This window comes from Bacillus sp. RCC_6_1 (genome assembly GCF_041360755.1).
Classification (GTDB): domain Bacteria; phylum Bacillota; class Bacilli; order Bacillales; family Bacillaceae_G; genus Bacillus_A; species Bacillus_A cereus.
Genome location: NZ_JBFUPV010000035.1, coordinates 1 through 1,456 on the forward strand (window position 1 = coordinate 1; position 1,456 = coordinate 1,456).

A 1,456-nucleotide genomic window follows, 5' to 3' on the forward strand; every position below is an offset into this window, starting at 1 on the left:
GCCTATAGCTCAGCTGGTTAGAGCGCACGCCTGATAAGCGTGAGGTCGATGGTTCGAGTCCATTTAGGCCCACCATACATTTTGGGGCCTTAGCTCAGCTGGGAGAGCGCCTGCCTTGCACGCAGGAGGTCAGCGGTTCGATCCCGCTAGGCTCCACCAAAAAGCTATTTTAAATAGCAAATGGTATGTTCTTTGAAAACTAGATAACAGTGTAGCTCATATTTTTTAATTTTAGTTTGGTTAAGTTAGAAAGGGCGCACGGTGGATGCCTTGACACTAGGAGTCGATGAAGGACGGGACTAACGCCGATATGCTTCGGGGAGCTGTAAGTAAGCTTTGATCCGAAGATTTCCGAATGGGGAAACCCACCATACGTAATGGTATGGTATCCTTATCTGAATACATAGGGTAAGGAAGACAGACCCAGGGAACTGAAACATCTAAGTACCTGGAGGAAGAGAAAGCAAATGCGATTTCCTGAGTAGCGGCGAGCGAAACGGAACATAGCCCAAACCAAGAGGCTTGCCTCTTGGGGTTGTAGGACATTCTATACGGAGTTACAAAGGAACGAGGTAGACGAAGCGACCTGGAAAGGTCCGTCGTAGAGGGTAACAACCCCGTAGTCGAAACTTCGTTCTCTCTTGAATGTATCCTGAGTACGGCGGAACACGTGAAATTCCGTCGGAATCTGGGAGGACCATCTCCCAAGGCTAAATACTCCCTAGTGATCGATAGTGAACCAGTACCGTGAGGGAAAGGTGAAAAGCACCCCGGAAGGGGAGTGAAAGAGATCCTGAAACCGTGTGCCTACAAATAGTCAGAGCCCGTTAACGGGTGATGGCGTGCCTTTTGTAGAATGAACCGGCGAGTTACGATCCCGTGCGAGGTTAAGCTGAAGAGGCGGAGCCGCAGCGAAAGCGAGTCTGAATAGGGCGTTTAGTACGTGGTCGTAGACCCGAAACCAGGTGATCTACCCATGTCCAGGGTGAAGTTCAGGTAACACTGAATGGAGGCCCGAACCCACGCACGTTGAAAAGTGCGGGGATGAGGTGTGGGTAGCGGAGAAATTCCAATCGAACCTGGAGATAGCTGGTTCTCCCCGAAATAGCTTTAGGGCTAGCCTTAAGTGTAAGAGTCTTGGAGGTAGAGCACTGATTGGACTAGGGGTCCTCATCGGATTACCGAATTCAGTCAAACTCCGAATGCCAATGACTTATCCTTAGGAGTCAGACTGCGAGTGATAAGATCCGTAGTCAAAAGGGAAACAGCCCAGACCGCCAGCTAAGGTCCCAAAGTGTGTATTAAGTGGAAAAGGATGTGGAGTTGCTTAGACAACTAGGATGTTGGCTTAGAAGCAGCCACCATTTAAAGAGTGCGTAATAGCTCACTAGTCGAGTGACTCTGCGCCGAAAATGTACCGGGGCTAAATACACCACCGAAGCTGCGGATTGATACC

The 1,456-nt window shown here is 49.7% G+C and carries 1 tRNA gene and 1 rRNA gene; both read left to right on the top strand.

The features are described 5' to 3' along the window. Positions 1 to 83 precede the first annotated feature (83 nt). Positions 84 to 159: transfer RNA gene (locus AB6801_RS31165), tRNA-Ala, on the top strand. A gap of 79 nt (positions 160 to 238) precedes the next feature. Beyond that, a 23S ribosomal RNA gene (locus AB6801_RS31170) occupies positions 239 to 1,456 on the top strand; the annotation flags it as partial.